This is a genomic window from Rhodobacter ferrooxidans, from assembly GCF_000176015.1.
Classification (GTDB): Bacteria; Pseudomonadota; Alphaproteobacteria; order Rhodobacterales; family Rhodobacteraceae; genus Pseudorhodobacter_B; species Pseudorhodobacter_B ferrooxidans.
The window spans coordinates 1-14,629 of sequence record NZ_ACYY01000004.1; the positions used below are offsets into that span (position 1 = coordinate 1).

13 protein-coding genes and 1 tRNA gene are annotated in these 14,629 nt (G+C 66.9%); 11 read left to right on the plus strand and 3 right to left on the minus strand.

Going from position 1 to position 14,629, the window contains the following annotated elements:
• Positions 1 to 643 (plus strand): EF-Tu C-terminal domain-related protein (locus RSW2DRAFT_RS03895; RefSeq protein WP_008028250.1); only part of this gene is annotated, 643 nt, incomplete at its 5' end.
• Positions 644 to 889: 246 nt separating this feature from the next.
• Positions 890 to 965 (plus strand) — tRNA-Trp (locus tag RSW2DRAFT_RS03900).
• Between the two features lie 40 nt (positions 966 to 1,005).
• Here the strand turns inward: RSW2DRAFT_RS03900 and RSW2DRAFT_RS03905 are convergent.
• Complete coding sequence (locus tag RSW2DRAFT_RS03905; protein ID WP_008028252.1) at positions 1,006 to 1,776, minus strand: alpha/beta fold hydrolase; 771 nt, start codon at positions 1,774 to 1,776, stop codon at positions 1,006 to 1,008.
• A 95-nt stretch (positions 1,777 to 1,871) separates the two neighbouring features.
• Between RSW2DRAFT_RS03905 and RSW2DRAFT_RS03910 the strand changes: the two genes are divergently transcribed.
• Positions 1,872 to 2,240 (plus strand): hypothetical protein, encoded by a 369-nt coding sequence (locus tag RSW2DRAFT_RS03910; RefSeq protein ID WP_008028255.1) that lies wholly within the window; start codon positions 1,872 to 1,874, stop codon positions 2,238 to 2,240.
• A gap of 93 nt (positions 2,241 to 2,333) precedes the next feature.
• Here RSW2DRAFT_RS03910 and glyA read toward each other — a convergent pair whose 3' ends face one another.
• Positions 2,334 to 3,620, minus strand: coding sequence for a serine hydroxymethyltransferase (glyA, locus tag RSW2DRAFT_RS03915; RefSeq protein WP_008028258.1), 1,287 nt, complete (start codon positions 3,618 to 3,620; stop codon positions 2,334 to 2,336).
• Between the two features lie 163 nt (positions 3,621 to 3,783).
• On the opposite strand from glyA, the gene RSW2DRAFT_RS03920 reads away from it, so the two are divergent.
• Together RSW2DRAFT_RS03920 and RSW2DRAFT_RS03925 are read left to right on the plus strand one after the other, a co-directional pair.
• Entirely contained in the window at positions 3,784 to 4,539 is a 756-nt protein-coding gene (locus tag RSW2DRAFT_RS03920) for an NAD kinase (protein ID WP_008028260.1), read from the plus strand.
• Positions 4,540 to 4,580: 41 nt separating this feature from the next.
• Positions 4,581 to 6,590, plus strand: coding sequence for a M3 family metallopeptidase (locus tag RSW2DRAFT_RS03925; RefSeq protein WP_008028262.1), 2,010 nt, complete (start codon positions 4,581 to 4,583; stop codon positions 6,588 to 6,590).
• A 70-nt stretch (positions 6,591 to 6,660) separates the two neighbouring features.
• On the opposite strand, the gene RSW2DRAFT_RS03930 is transcribed toward RSW2DRAFT_RS03925, so the two are convergent.
• Entirely contained in the window at positions 6,661 to 7,623 is a 963-nt protein-coding gene (locus RSW2DRAFT_RS03930) for a GlxA family transcriptional regulator (RefSeq protein ID WP_008028265.1), read from the minus strand.
• A 72-nt stretch (positions 7,624 to 7,695) separates the two neighbouring features.
• On the opposite strand from RSW2DRAFT_RS03930, the gene RSW2DRAFT_RS03935 reads away from it, so the two are divergent.
• The 6 genes from RSW2DRAFT_RS03935 (at position 7,696) to RSW2DRAFT_RS03960 (ending at position 14,605) form a co-directional block, all read left to right on the plus strand.
• Positions 7,696 to 8,610, plus strand: coding sequence for a BKACE family enzyme (locus RSW2DRAFT_RS03935; RefSeq protein WP_008028268.1), 915 nt, complete (start codon positions 7,696 to 7,698; stop codon positions 8,608 to 8,610).
• Positions 8,607 to 8,900 (plus strand): hypothetical protein, encoded by a 294-nt coding sequence (locus RSW2DRAFT_RS03940; RefSeq protein WP_008028270.1) that lies wholly within the window; start codon positions 8,607 to 8,609, stop codon positions 8,898 to 8,900. The genes RSW2DRAFT_RS03935 and RSW2DRAFT_RS03940 overlap by 4 nt, the downstream gene beginning before the upstream one ends.
• 41 nt (positions 8,901 to 8,941) lie before the next feature.
• A complete protein-coding gene (locus RSW2DRAFT_RS03945; protein WP_008028271.1) occupies positions 8,942 to 10,399 on the plus strand; it encodes a carnitine 3-dehydrogenase in 1,458 nt (485 codons plus the stop codon).
• A complete protein-coding gene (locus RSW2DRAFT_RS03950; RefSeq protein ID WP_008028273.1) occupies positions 10,399 to 11,562 on the plus strand; it encodes an acyl-CoA dehydrogenase family protein in 1,164 nt (387 codons plus the stop codon). The genes RSW2DRAFT_RS03945 and RSW2DRAFT_RS03950 overlap by 1 nt, the downstream gene beginning before the upstream one ends.
• A gap of 251 nt (positions 11,563 to 11,813) precedes the next feature.
• Complete coding sequence (locus tag RSW2DRAFT_RS03955; RefSeq protein ID WP_040671572.1) at positions 11,814 to 13,811, plus strand: acetate--CoA ligase family protein; 1,998 nt, start codon at positions 11,814 to 11,816, stop codon at positions 13,809 to 13,811.
• On the plus strand, positions 13,808 to 14,605 hold the full coding sequence (locus RSW2DRAFT_RS03960) for a carnitinyl-CoA dehydratase (protein ID WP_008028276.1): 798 nt from the start codon (positions 13,808 to 13,810) through the stop codon (positions 14,603 to 14,605). Before RSW2DRAFT_RS03955 ends, RSW2DRAFT_RS03960 begins: the two co-directional genes overlap by 4 nt.
• Positions 14,606 to 14,629: the final 24 nt, after the last annotated feature.

Consider the following 14,629-nt stretch of genomic DNA (forward strand, 5'->3'; position numbering starts at 1 on the left):
TCCGGAAATCGGTGAAAGCTCGGTGCGCGCGCTGATGAAGGCGGTGGACGAGTATATCCCGACCCCGGCCCGCGCCGTTGACCAGCCGTTCCTGATGCCGGTCGAAGACGTGTTCTCGATCTCGGGCCGCGGCACCGTTGCCACCGGCCGGATCGAGCGCGGCATCGTCAAGGTCGGCGAGGAAGTCGAAATCGTCGGCATCCGCGCCAACAAGAAATCGGTCTGCACCGGCGTGGAAATGTTCCGCAAGCTGCTGGACCAGGGCCAGGCGGGCGACAACGTCGGCCTGCTGCTGCGCGGCATCGACCGCGAGGGCATCGAGCGCGGCCAGGTGATCTGCAAGCCGGGTTCGGTGAAGCCGCACACCAAGTTCGAGGCTGAAGCCTATATCCTGACCAAGGAAGAGGGTGGCCGTCACACGCCGTTCTTCGCCAACTACCGGCCGCAGTTCTACTTCCGCACCACCGACGTGACTGGCACTGTCCAGTTGCCCGAGGGCACGGAAATGGTGATGCCGGGCGACAACCTGAAGTTCAACGTCGAGCTGATCCAGCCGATCGCCATGGAAGAAAAGCTGCGCTTCGCCATCCGCGAAGGCGGCCGCACGGTTGGGGCAGGGGTCGTTTCCAAGATCATCGCATGATGATCCGGGAAACTCGGGGCGGCGCCGGCGTCGTTTCGAAAATCATCGCCTGATTTCGGCGACATCGCGTAGGAAAGGCCGTCCTTCGGGGCGGCCTTTTCGTTTGCACCCGGCGTTACCGCCGTCCGGAACCAAAATCCTTCGAAGGATTTTTGCCAAGGCTTTTGCAAAAGCCTTGTTCTTTCCCGACCGCCAAAAAGCCCTCTTGATTTCCGCGCCCTGCTGCAATACCTCCCGCTCAGGCCTAGGAGTTTAGCTCAGTTGGTAGAGCATCGGTCTCCAAAACCGAGGGTCGTGGGTTCGAGTCCCCCAACTCCTGCCAGCCTGTTTCCTGCATGGCGTCTGAGGTTTTTCGTGTCGCCTCAGGCGTTCAGGAAGGCCCGCAGGGTTTCCTCGAATTCGCGCGGCTTGTCGGCGTGCAGCCAGTGTCCGGCACCGGTGATGCGGGCAAAGCGGGCCTTGGGAAACAGCGCCAGAATCGCCGGGCGGTGTTCGGCGCGGACATAATCGGACAAGCCGCCGGTAACGAACAGCGTCGGGCCGTCGAACCGGCCTTGCGGGTTGGGCCAGCCGACGATCTTGCCCATCTCGGCGGCCAGCACGGGCAGGTTCAGCCGCCAGCGGACCGGATGCGCCTTCAGGTCCAGCGATTGCAGGAAGAACGCCCGCAGCGCCGGGTCTGGGATGCTGGCGGCCAGCCGCCGGTCCGCCTCGCCGCGCGTGGTCAGCCCGTCCAGCGGCAGCGCCAGCATGGCCGCGACATGGTTGCTGCGGTCATGGCCGTAGGCCACCGGGGCGATGTCGGCCACCACCAGACGGCGCACCAGATGCGGGGCGGTCACGGCCAGCATCATCGCCGCCTTGCCGCCCATCGAATGACCCAGCACATCGGCTTGCCCGCCGTGGGCCACGATCACCTCGGCCAGATCGGCGGCCATCTCGGCATAGCCTTGGGTGGCAAAACGCGGGCTGTCGCCGTGGTTGCGCATATCCACCGCCAGCACCTCGCGGTCGTCGGCCATGCGGCGGGCGATCACCCCCCAGTTGCGCGCCGAGCCGAACAGGCCGTGCGCGATCAGCAACGGCGGGTTGCCTTGCGGGGTGACGGCGGGGTGATGGAGGGTGTGCAACATTCTGCCTCAATACCGCGCAGGTGGGCGGTCAGCCAGAGGTGTTGATGCAAGGCCCGCGCTGGCGTAGAGTTTGCCAGCAATTCCAAGGGGCCAGCATGGGCGCGGTAACGATACAGCAGATGGCCGACCGGGTGGCCGGGCTGATGGAGGAACGCTTGGGCGTCAAGGGCACCGGGCTGGCGGAAAAGCTGGCGCGGGGCGGGCGGGGGTTGCCGCGCAAGGTGCGAAACGCGGCCGAGGATCTGGCGAAGTTTGCCGAAATGGCGCAGAACCCCAGGCTGCTGTTGCAGGTCGATGAGGCGGCGGTGGCCGAGGCCTATGACATCTGCGTCCGGCATCTGGGCGGGCTGGCAGTCGCCGGGCGTGGCTTGGCGCTGGCGGGGCTGCTGCCCTCGGTGCTGGGCAGCCTGCTGGTGCTGGCGGCGCTGGTGATCGGACTGCTGGCCTGGCGCGGCTTTATCTGAGCCGCTCCTCAGGCCGGGGACGGCCTTCCTCGCTTGCGCGGGTTCAGCGAGGAAAGCCCGGCCGGGCTTGACGAGCGCCCGGCCAGGGCTGTTTCACAGCGTCGGGTAGATCGGGAAGGCGCGGCACAGCGCCTCGACCTTGGCCTTCACCGCCGCCTCGATCGCGGCATTGCCGTCCTCGCCGTTCGCCGCCAGCCCATCGACCACTTCGACGATCCATTTGCCGATCTGGCGGAACTCGGCCTCGGCAAAGCCGCGGGTGGTGCCGGCAGGCGTTCCCAGCCGCACGCCCGAGGTGATGGTGGGCTTTTCCGGGTCGAACGGGATGCCGTTCTTGTTGCAGGTGATGTTGGCCCGGCCCAGCGCCTTTTCGGTGGCATTGCCCTTCACGCCCTTGGGCCGCAGATCGACCAGCATCACATGGGTGTCGGTGCCGCCGGTGACGATGGCGAGGCCACCCTTCATCAATTCATCCGCCAGCGCCTGCGCGTTGCGGATGACCTGCGCCGCGTAGGCCTTGAATTCGGGCCGCAGCGCCTCGCCAAAGGCCACCGCCTTGGCGGCGATCACATGCATCAAGGGGCCGCCCTGGATGCCGGGGAAAATGGCAGAGTTGACCTTCTTGGCGATTTCCTCGTTGTTGGTCAGGATCATGCCGCCGCGCGGGCCGCGCAGGGTCTTGTGCGTCGTGGTGGTCGCCACATCGGCATGGGGGAAGGGCGAGGGATGCGCGCCACCCGCCACCAGCCCGGCAAAATGCGCCATGTCCACCATGAGGTATGCCCCGACCTTGTCGGCAATGGCGCGGAAGCGGGCGAAGTCGATCTGCCGCGGGATGGCCGACCCGCCGGCGATGATCAGCTTGGGCTGATGCTCAATCGCCAAAGCCTCGACCTGGTCATAGTCGATCAGATTGTCTTGCGGGCGCACGCCATACTGGATGGCGTTGAACCACTTGCCCGACTGGTTGGGCGCCGCGCCATGGGTCAGGTGGCCGCCCGAGGCCAGGTTCATCCCCAGAATGGTGTCGCCCGGCTTGATCAGCGCCTGGAACACCCCCTGGTTGGCCTGCGAACCGGAGTTGGGCTGCACATTGGCAAAGCCGCAGCCGAACAGCGCCTTGGCCCGCTCGATCGCCAGATTTTCCGCCACATCGACGAATTCGCAGCCGCCATAGTAGCGCTTGCCCGGATAGCCCTCGGCATATTTGTTGGTCATCACCGAGCCTTGCGCCTGCATCACCGCGCGGGAAACGATGTTCTCGGAGGCGATCAGCTCGATCTCGTGGCGCTGGCGGCCCAGTTCGCTGGTGATGGCGGCGAACAGCGCCGGGTCCGAGGTGGCAAGGTCTTCGGTGAAGAAACCTGATTGGGCGGGCATCGGCGGCTCCTGTGCGGTGGCTTGGGTTGGCGGCTATGTAAAGCACGGCGGGCGGCGCAGAAAGGGGGGAATGCGACGCACGGCATGGTTTGCGCGAAATCGGCGGGGGTTGAGTTCGCCGCCCGGCGCGGTCAAGGTGCACGGGGCACAGCGGAGGCGGCGGATGCGGATCGGCTTTACGGCAAGCACGGCAGAGGCGGCGCAGGTGGCGCTGGCCGATCTGGTGGCGGCTTACGGCCAGTCGCCGCTGGACAAGGCCGAGGTGATCGTGGCGCTGGGCGGCGATGGTTTCATGTTGCAGACGCTGCACGACACCCAGAAGCTGGGCCTGCCGGTTTACGGCATGAACTGCGGCACCATCGGCTTTTTGATGAACGCCTACGAGGCCGAGGGTCTGCCGGAACGGCTGGCGGCGGCGGTGGAGGAAGTGATCCATCCGCTGGCGATGCGGGCGGTAACGTCCGAGGGGCATGTGCACGAGGCGCTGGCGATCAACGAGGTCAGCCTGCTGCGCGCAGGCCCGCAGGCCGCCAAGCTGCGCATCAGCATCGACGGGCGGCAGCGGCTGGCCGAACTGGTCTGCGACGGCGCGCTGGTGGCGACGCCTGCGGGATCGACCGCCTACAACTATTCGGCGCATGGGCCGATCTTGCCGATCGGTTCGGGTGTGCTGGCGCTGACGGCGATGGCGGCGTTCCGGCCGCGGCGCTGGCGCGGCGCGTTGTTGCCGCAGACCGCCGTGGTGCGGTTCGACGTGCTGGAGCCGGAAAAGCGCCCGGTGATGGCCGATGCCGATGGCCGCTCGGTGCGCGATGTGGTGATCGTCGAGATCCGCTCGGAAGCCGGGGTCAGCCACCGCATCCTGTTCGACCCCGGCCACGGGCTTGAAGAACGGCTGCTGAACGAGCAGTTTGCCTGACACCCCGCGGCGCCATGCCGAATTTCATGACGGAGACTGCCATGCCCAATGCCTTGCTGGACCCCTGGACCACGCCCTTTGGCTTGCCGCCGTTCGCGGCGATCCGGGATGAGGATTTCGGGCCGGCCTTCGATGTGGCGCTGGCCGAAGCGCGGGCCAATATCGCGGCGATTGCGGGGGCGGCGGAAGCGCCGACATTTGCCAACACCATTGCGGCGATGGAACTGGCCGAGGCGGCGTTGGACCGGGTGTCGGGGGTGTTCTACAATCTGGCGGGGGCCGACAGCACACCGGCGCGCGAGGCGTTGCAGCGCGATCTGGCGCCGAAGCTGAGCGCCTTTGCCTCGGAAATGACCAACAACCGGGCGCTGTTTGATCGGGTCGAGGCGGTCTGGCAGGGGCGCGAGGCCTTGGCGGGCGAAGAGCGGCGGGTGCTGGAGTTGTATCGGCAGATGTTCGTGCGGTCGGGTGCCAAGCTGGAGGGCGAGGCTGCGGCGCGGCTGACGGCGGTAAAGTCGCGGCTGGCGGTGCTGGGCACGCAGTTCAGCCAGAACCTTTTGGCGGATGAACGCGAGTGGTTCATGGAACTGGCCGAGGCCGATCTGGAAGGCCTGCCGGATTTCGTGCGGGATGCGGCGCGGGCGGCGGGGGTGGAAAAGGGTGCCTCGGGGCCGGTGGTGACGCTGAACCGATCCTTGATCGTGCCGTTCTTGCAGTTTTCGCCACGGCGGGATTTGCGGCAAAAGGCGTATGCTGCCTGGGGCGCGCGCGGGGCGAATGGCAATGCCACCGACAACCGCGGGGTGGCGGCGGAAATTCTGGCGCTGCGCGACGAGCGGGCCAAGTTGCTGGGCTATGCCAGTTTTGCCGATTACAAGCTGGAGCCGGAGATGGCCAAGACCCCGGCCGCGGTGCGCGATCTGTTGCTGCGGGTCTGGGAACCGGCCAAGCGGCAGGCCGAGGCCGATGCGGCGGTCTTGCAGGCGATGATGGCCGCCGATGGGGTGAACGGGCCGCTGGAGGCCTGGGACTGGCGGTATTATTCCGAGAAACGCCGCAAGGCCGAGCATGATCTGGATGAGGCGGCGCTGAAGCCGTATCTTTCCCTGGAGTCGATGATCGCGGCGGCATTCGACTGTGCCAACCGCTTGTTCGGGCTGGAGTTTCGCGCCCTGCCGGGGCCGTTCTACCATGCGGACGTGCGGGGCTGGGAGGTGACGCGCAAGGGCGCGCATGTGGCGGTGTTTCTGGGCGATTACTTCGCGCGCGGCTCGAAACGTTCGGGGGCCTGGTGTTCGGCGATGCGCAGCCAGCGCAAGCTGGGGGCGGATGTGCGGCCGATCGTGGTGAACGTCTGCAACTTCGCCAAGGGCACGCCTTCGCTGCTGTCTTATGACGACGCGCGCACGATGTTCCACGAGTTCGGCCATGCGCTGCATCAGATGCTGTCGGATGTGACCTACGGCTTCATCTCGGGCACCTCGGTAGCGCGGGATTTCGTCGAATTGCCAAGCCAGCTTTATGAGCATTGGCTGGAGGTGCCGCAGGTGCTGGAGCGGCACGCGCGGCACTGGCAGACCGGCGAGCCGATGCCTGCCGACATGTTGAAGCGGCTGCTGGCGGCGGGGACTTACGATCAGGGCTTTGCCACGGTGGAGTTTGTGGCCTCGGCACTGGTGGATCTGGCGTTTCACGAGGGCGCAGCCCCGGCGGACCCGATGGCGATGCAGGCGCAGGTGCTGGAAGGGCTGGGGATGCCACGGGCGATTTCCATGCGCCACGCCACGCCACATTTCGCGCATGTGTTTTCCGGCGACGGCTATTCCTCGGGCTATTACAGCTACATGTGGTCCGAGGTGATGGACGCCGACGCCTTTGCTGCCTTCGAGGAAGCGGGGGATGCATTTGATCCTGCGGTGGCGGCGCGGCTGGAGAAGTTCATCCTGTCGGCGGGTGGCAGTCAGGAGGCCGAGGCGCTGTATCTGGCGTTTCGGGGGCGGATGCCGGGGGTGGAGGCTTTGCTGAAGGGGCGTGGGCTGGACGCGGCTTGAGTGTGGCAGGCGCCGGGGGTTTCACACCCCCGGGCCCCCGTGGGATACTTTTGCAGAGAAGAAACCGGGGTTAGCGAAGTGCGCTGGGTGGCTGGCCAAAGGCACGGCGGAAGGCGCGGCTGAGGCTGGCGGCGGAGGAAAAGCCGGTGCGCAGGGCAATCTCGGCCAGCGGGTGGTGGGTGTCGGTGGTCAGGCGGCGGGCGGTTTGCAGCCGCAGGTGCAGCACATAGGCGCCGGGGGTCAGGCCGAGGTTTTCGCGGAAAAGCTGTTCAAGGCGGCGGGGCGACAAGTTCAGGGCGGCGGCAGTGGCGCTGACGGGTTCGGGGGCGTCGATGCGGGCTTCCATCCGGGCGATGGCGGCGGCGACGCGGGGGTTCAGGCGGGTTTTCGGCGGCTGGGGGCCGAGTTGTGGCTCGTGGCCGGGCCTCGCGGTGGTGATGAACGAGGCCGCCACTGCAAGTGCCAGCGCCGGGCCGTGGCGGGCGGCGATCAGGTGCAGCATCAGGTCGGCGGCGGGGGCGGCACCACCCGCGGTAAAGCGGTTGCCCGACAGCACGAAACGGTCCGGCGCCACCTCGATCTGCGGGTGGGCGGCGGCGAGGTCTTCCAGATCCTCCCAATGCACGGTGGCGCGGTGGCCGTTCAGCAGGCCCGCGCGCGCCAGCACCCAGGGCCCCGCGTCGATGCCGCCGATGGCGGTGAACCGCGGCGCCATGCGGGAAAGGTCGCGGATCAGCGGCGCGGTGGCGACCTGCGACTGGCGGAACCCGGCGATCACGATCAGCACATCGGCCCCGGCGGCGGTTTGCAGCGGGCCAGCGGAGGGCAACTGGATACCGCAGGTCAGCGGCACTGGCTGGCCATCGGGCGACACCACGCGCCAGCGGAACGCGTCCTGCCCCAGATGCCGGTTGGCGGAGCGCAGCGGGTCCAGCGTGCTCGCCACCTCCAGGATCGAGGATTGTGGCAGCACCAGCAGGGCGATCGACAGCGGCTGCGTTGACGGGGCAAAGATCGTTGCGGTTTTTGACATGTTTCTTTCGTAAAACGCCAAGCGCCGGTCTGCAAGGGCGTTAGGGTTGGCGGTAACATCTGGAGGACGCCCATGCCGCTTGCCATCAACCGCGAGGTTTTCATCACCTGTGCCATCACCGGCTCGGGTGGCACGCAAGACCGCTCGCCGCATGTGCCGCGCAGCCCGGCGCAGATTGCCGAAAGTGCTATTGCGGCGGCCCAGGCCGGGGCGGCGGTGGTGCATTGCCATGTGCGCGACCCCGAAACCGGCAAGGCCGCGCGCGATCCGGCGCTTTATCGCGAGGTGACCGAGCGCATCCGCGACAGTGCCACCGACGTGGTCTTGAACCTGACGGCGGGGATGGGCGGCGATCTGTTGTTCGACGGCACCGAGGCGATGGGGCGGCCCTCGCCGCGCAGCGACATGGCGGGTGCTGCCGAACGGGTGGCGCATGTGGTGGAGTGCCGGCCCGAGATCTGCACGCTGGATTGCGGCACGATGAACTTCAACGAGGCCGATTACGTGATGGTCAACACCCCCGGCATGTTGCGCGACATGGGCGCACGGATGCGCGATTCCGGCGTGCGGATCGAGATCGAGGCCTTTGATACCGGGCATCTGTGGTTCGCCAAGGAACTGGTCAAGGAAGGCATCATTCCGGCGCCGGTGCTGGTGCAACTTTGCATGGGCGTGCCCTGGGGGGCGCCGGACGATCTGAACACCTTCCTCGCCATGGTCAACAACGTGCCTGCCGACTGGCACTGGTCGGCGTTCTCGATCGGGCGGCACCAGATGCCCTATGTGGCGGCCGCCGTGCTGGCCGGGGGCAACGTGCGGGTGGGGCTGGAGGACAACCTCTGGCTGGACAAGGGCGTGCTGGCCACCAACGCGCAACTGGTGGAGCGGGCGGTTTCCATCATCTCGAACCTGGGGGCGCGGGTGATCACGCCTGCGGAGGTGCGGGCGAAACTGGGGTTGGAGAAACGCGCGCCGGTCGCAAAATGAGGCGGGTTCTGGCACTGGCGTTGCTGCTTGCGGCCTGCGTGCCGCAATCGAAAGCCGAGGATGCCGGGCAGCCGCAGGCCGACTGCCCGGGCGGCAAGATGGTGGTCACCATGTCTGGGCCGACCTGCGTCAGGCTGCTGCCGGATGCGGGCAAGGCCTGCACCTCGAACGACCAATGCGAGGGGTCGTGCATGGCCGACAGCCGGACCTGTTCGGCCTCGACGCCGATGTTCGGCTGTTTCTCGACGCTGGAAAACGGCGTCGCCACCCCGATGCTCTGCGTCGATTGAACGGAATTGCGGTGCGGCTGCACCGATGCGGGAGAAGTTTCATGGCGCGCAAGGCGGCAATCATTGGCGGCGGGGTGATCGGTGGCGGCTGGGCGGCGCGGTTCCTTCTGAACGGCTGGGATGTTTCGGTGTTCGACCCCGACCCCGAGGCGGGCCGCAAGATCGGTGAAGTGCTGGCCAACGCCCGCGCCAGCCTGCCGGCACTTTCTGACGTTCCCATGCAATCCGAGGGTGCGCTGTCGTTTGCCACCAGCATCACCGAAGCCGTTGAAGGTGCGGATTACATTCAGGAATCGGTGTCGGAGCGGCTGGACCTGAAGCACCGGGTTTTTGCACAGATCCAACAATCCAGCCACGGCGTGCCGATCGGCTCTTCGACCTCGGGGTTCAAGCCCAGCGAGTTGCAGCAGGGGGCGGCGGATCCATCGGTGATCTTTGTCGCCCATCCGTTCAACCCGGTTTACCTTTTGCCGCTGGCCGAAGTGGTGCCCTCGGCGCAGACCGACGCGGGCCTCGTGGAACGCGCCAAGGAAACGCTGCGCGAGATCGGCATGTTCCCCTTGCATGTGCGCAAGGAGATCGATGCCCACATCGCGGATCGGTTCCTGGAGGCGGTGTGGCGCGAGGCCTTGTGGCTGGTGAAGGATGGCGTCGCCACCACCGAGGAGATTGACGAGGCGATCCGCATGGGCTTTGGCTTGCGCTGGGGCCAGATGGGGCTGTTCGAGACCTACCGCGTGGCGGGTGGCGAGGCCGGGATGAAGCATTTCATGGCGCAGTTCGGGCCGTGCCTGACCTGGCCCTGGACCAAGCTGATGGACGTGCCGGAGTTCAACGACGAGTTGGTGGACCTGATCGCCGGGCAGTCCGATGCGCAATCGGGGATGCACAGCATCCGCGAGCTGGAACGCATCCGCGACCAGAACCTGATCGGTTTCCTGCGGGTCTTGAAGGAACGCAACTGGGGTGCAGGCAAGGTGCTGCTGGAGCATGACGCGCTGCGGCGGGCGGCGCTTCCCGTGCCCGTGCCGGGCACTGGTCCGCTGGAAATGGCGCACCTGACGGTGCTTCCGGGCTGGATCGACTACAACGGCCACATGACCGAAAGCCGCTATCTGTTCGCGGCTTCGGAAACCTCGGACGCTTTCTTGCGCTTTATCGGGGCGGATGTGGCCTATGTCGGCACCGGCTACAGCTATTACACCGCCGAGACCCACATCATGCATCTGGGCGAGGCGAAGCTGGGGGATGCACTGACGGGCTCGGTGCAGGTGCTGGCGGCGGATGAAAAGCGGCTGCACATCTTCATCCGCATCCTGAAAGGCGGCGAGGCGGTGGCGACGCTGGAACAGATGCTGCTGCATGTCGATATGGCGGCGGGCAAGACCTGCGCGGCACCCAAGGCGATCCTGGACCGGCTGCTGCCGATCGCCGCCGCCCATGCACCGCTGCCGCGCCCCGAGGCGGCGGGTCGCCACGTCGGCCAAAGGAAAGCGTGATGGATTTCGGCCTGTCCGACGAACAGCGGATGATCGTCGCCACCACGCGGGCCTTCGTGGAGGCCGAGTTGTATCCGCATGAGGCGATGGTCGAACGCACCGGCCATCTGCCGATGGAGGTGATCCGCGAGGTGCAGGCCAAGGCGATTGCCGCCGGGCTTTACGCCGCCAACATGCCCGAGGAGGTGGGTGGTGCCGGTCTCGATACCCTGACCTGGCTTTTGTATGAAAAGGAACTGGGCCGAGCGAATTATGCGCTGCACTGGACCTGCGTGGCGCGGCCCTCCAACATCCTGCTGGCGGGCACGGCCGAGCAGCGCGAGCGGTATCTGCTGCCTTGCGTGCGCGGCGAGAAATGGGATTGCCTGGCGATGACCGAACCCGGCGCCGGGTCCGATCTGCGCGGCATGAAAGCCACGGCGCGGCTGGAGGGCGGCGACTGGGTGCTGAACGGCACCAAGCATTTCATCAGCCACGCCGATCTGGCGGATTTCGCCATCGTGTTCATGGCGAGCGGCGAGGAAGACACTCCGCGTGGGCGAAAGAAGCGGATCACCGCGTTTTTCGTGGACAAGGGCACGCCGGGCTTCACGGTGCGCGACGGCTACCGCAACGTCAGCCACCGGGGCTATACCAACGCGATCCTGGAGTTCGACAACTGCCGCCTGCCCGCGGCGCAAGTGCTGGGCGAGGCCCACAAGGGGTTTGATGTCGCCAACACCTGGCTGGGGGCGACCCGGTTGCAAGTCGCCTCCACCTGCCTTGGCCGCGCCGAACGGGCGCTGGGGCTGGCGATCAGCTATGCCGCCGAGCGTCGGCAGTTCGGCCAGCAGATCGGCAAGTTCCAGGGCGTGTCGTTCAAGCTGGCCGATATGGCGATGGAGTTGAAGGCGGCAGAACTGCTGACCCGCGAGGCGGCGTGGAAGTTCGATCAGGGCACGGTGACCGAGGCCGACATGTCGATGGCCAAGCTGAAGGCGACCGAAGTGCTGGCAATGGTGGCGGACGAGGCGATCCAGATCCATGGCGGCATGGGGCTGATGGACGAGTTGCCGCTGGAACGGATCTGGCGCGACGCGCGGGTGGAGCGGATCTGGGAGGGCACCTCGGAAATCCAGCGCCATATCATCAGTCGCGAGCTGCTGCGGGCGGTGGATGGCTGACAGGCCGGGGGTTTTCCACCCCCGGACCCCCGGAGGATATTTGAGAACAGATGAAACGAAATGTTAACCTTGAGTCGGCAGATTGGTTGCACGGTACAGGCGGGGACGCCGATGACCGTAACAGGTGAAGATTCCCTGCTCCCTTGGCTGGGGGCAGGGCGTCTCCTTTCCTCATTCATCTGTTTGAAGATATCCTCGGGGGTCCGGGGGCAGACAGCCCCCGGCTGGTTCAGCCAGCGCGGGCACCAGACATGACAGACCTGTCGCGCCTGCTGCGCCCGAGGTCTATTGCGGTGCTGGGCTCGGTCTGGGCCGAGAATGTGATTGCGCAATGCCGCAAGATGGGGTTCGCGGGGCCGGTCTGGCCGGTGCATCCCTTAAAGCAGAACATCGGCGGTCTGCCTGCTTATCCCTCGCTGGCCGATCTGCCCGGCGTGCCGGATGCCACCTTCATCGGGGTGAACCGGCATGCCACGGTCGAGGTTGTACGCGAGCTGGCGGCGATGCGGGCGGGGGGGGCGATCTGTTTTGCTTCGGGCTGGACCGAGGCGGGCGAGCCGGGGTTGCAGGCGGCTTTGGTAGCGGCGGCGGGGGAAATGCCGATCCTGGGGCCGAACTGCTATGGGGTGATCAACTACCTCGACGGCGCGCTCTTGTGGCCCGACCAGCATGGCGGGCGGCGGGTGGAGCGCGGGGTGGCGCTGCTGTCGCAATCCTCCAACATCGTGATCAACCTGACGATGCAGGCCCGCGCTTTGCCGGTGGCCTATGTGGCCTGTCTGGGCAATGCCGCACAGGTGGGGTTGGCGGAACTGGCGGGCGCCTTGCTGGATGACGAGCGGGTGACGGCCATTGGCATGTATGTCGAGGGTATCGACGATGCGCCCGGCTTTGCGGCTTTGGCGCAAGCGGCGCGGGCGGCGGGCAAGGGCGTGGTTTGCCTGAAATCCGGCAAGACCGAGCTTTCCCGCACCGCGGCGGCCTCGCATACCGCGTCCTTGGCGGGGGGCGGCGCGGCCTCCAGCGCCTTTCTGCGGCAGGCGGGGGTGGCGGAGGTTTCGACCTTGCCGGAACTGCTGGAGACGCTGAAAATCTTCCACGCCCACGGGCCGCAGATCGGCACGCGGCTTTGTTCGCTGTCGTGCTCGGGCGGCGAGGCGGGGTTGGTGGCGGACCTCGCGGCGCCGTTCGGGATCGACTTTCCGCCGCCCTCGGCAGAGCAGCGGCAGCGGTTGGGCGAGGTACTGGGGCCGATTGTCACCATTGCCAACCCGCTGGATTATCACACCTTCATCTGGGGCGACGGGCCGCGCACCACCGAGGTTTTCACCACCATGCTGGCGGGCTATGACGCGGGCATCTTCATTATCGACCCGCCGCGGCCCGACCGCTGTGACCCGGCAAGTTTCGGCCCGGCGCTGGAGGCGATTGTTGCGGCGGGGCAGGCGACCGGAAAACCGGCCTTTGCCGTGGCCTCCTTGCCGGAGAATTTCGACGAGGCATTGGGCGAGGACATGCTGGCGCGCGGCGTGGTGCCGCTGATGGGGCTGGAGGCGGCTTTGGGGGCGATCAAGGCGGCGCAGACGCCGGGCGGGGTGCCGGGGTGGCGGCCTTTGGCGGCGGGGCCGGAGCGCGACGCGCGGCTTTTGTCGGAGGCCGAGGCCAAGGGGTTGCTGGTGGCGGCGGGCGTGGCGGTGCCGCTGTTCGTGGCGGCGGAGACGTTGGCGGAACTGATGCCGAAGGCTGCGGCTTTGGTGCCGCCGTTGGCGCTGAAAGGCTTGGGGTTTGCCCACAAGACCGAGGCTGGGGCGGTGAGGTTGGGGCTTGCCACGCTGGCAGGTCAGGCCGAAATGCCGGGGGCCAGCGGTTATCTGGCCGAGGAGATGGTGACGGGTGCGGTGGCCGAGGTGCTGCTGGGGCTGCGGCGAGACCCGGTCTATGGGGTCAGCCTGACGCTGGGCCTCGGCGGGGTGACGGCGGAACTGCTGGCGGATACGGTGACGCTGATCCTGCCGGTGACCGAGGCCGAGGTGCTTGCGGCCTTGCGACGGCTTCGGCTGTGGCCGTTGCTGGACGGCTATCGCGGCCGGGTGCGGGCGGATGTGCCGGCGCTGGTTGCGATGGCGATGCGGCTGGCGGCGCTGATGCAGGCCGACGCCAGCCTTGAGGAAATTGAGCTTAACCCGGTGCTGCTGCGCGAGACCGGTGCCGTGGCGGTGGATGCGCTGATCAGAAAGGTGATGCCATGATGCAGATGTTGACCGATGGCCCGATCCGCACCCGGCGCGAGGGGGCGGTGCTGGAGGTGACGCTGGACCGCCCGAAAGCCAACGCAATTGACCTGATCACCAGCCGGATCATGGGGCTGGTGTTCCGGGATTTCCGCGATGACGACAGCCTGCGCGTGGCGATCCTGCGGGCGGCGGGCGAGAAATTCTTCTGCCCCGGCTGGGACTTGAAGGCGGCGGCGGGTGGCGATGCCGTGGACGGCGACTATGGCGTGGGCGGCTTTGGCGGCCTGCAGGAACTGCCCAATCTCAACAAGCCGGTGATTGCGGCGGTGAACGGCATCTGCTGCGGTGGCGGGCTGGAACTGGCGCTGTCTTGCGATCTGATCCTGGCGTCGGCCACCGCAACCTTCGCGCTGCCGGAGATCCGGTCGGGCACGGTGGCCGATGCTGCCAGCATCAAGCTGCCCAAGCGCATCCCCTATCATGTGGCGATGGACCTGCTGCTGACCGGGCGCTGGTTCGATGCCGAGGAGGCCCTGCGCTGGGGCCTGCTGCGCGAAGTTTGCGCGCCGGGGGATTTGCTGGCCAAGGCCTGGGATCTGGCGCGGATGCTGGAGGCCGGGCCGCCGCTGGTCTATGCCGCGATCAAGGAAGTGGTGCGCGAGGCCGAGAACATGCGGTTTCAGGACGCGCTGAACCGCATCACCAAGCGGCAGATGCCGACAGTGGACCGGCTCTATTCCAGCGAGGATCAATTGGAGGGGGCCAAGGCATTCGCCGAAAAGCGCGACCCGGTGTGGAAGGGGCGCTGATATTTGCGACGGTTTTGTGTCGCG